This is a genomic window from Desulfobacter latus (assembly GCF_013389365.1).
GTDB classification, from domain to species: domain Bacteria; phylum Desulfobacterota; class Desulfobacteria; order Desulfobacterales; family Desulfobacteraceae; genus Desulfobacter; species Desulfobacter latus.
Genome location: NZ_JACADJ010000200.1, coordinates 1 through 394, shown reverse-complemented (window position 1 = coordinate 394; position 394 = coordinate 1). Strand labels below are relative to the sequence as shown.

Sequence of the window (394 nt, the reverse complement as noted above, 5' to 3'; positions counted from 1 at the left end):
AGATCGGATTTTACGGTATTCTCCATACCTGGGGCGGCAACCTGTGGCTCCATCCGCACATTCATTTCATTGTCACCGCAGGCGGGATAAATACCCGGGGGGAGTGGGTGGAGCCTCGATACAGTTCTACCTTCCTGTTTCCGGTCAAAGCGCTTTCCAATGTATTTAGGGCCAAATTCCTGAGCGGCCTGATTGCAGCCCACAGTCGGGGAGATTTAAAACTGCCGGATGAATTGACTCAGTTTTCCGATCTCTGCGCCTTCAGGTAATGGCTGTTCCATACCGTTCCAAAAGCCTGGGTGGTATACTCCAAACCACCGTTCTCAGGTCCGGCAGAGGTCGTTAAATACATCGGCAGATACACCCATTCAACAGCCATCAGCAACAACAGGAT

The 394-nt window shown here is 51.5% G+C and carries 1 pseudogene; it reads left to right on the top strand.

The window, feature by feature from the left end:
- Positions 1-2 precede the first annotated feature (2 nt).
- Positions 3-394, top strand: a pseudogene (locus tag HXW94_RS19695) (IS91 family transposase); the annotation flags it as partial.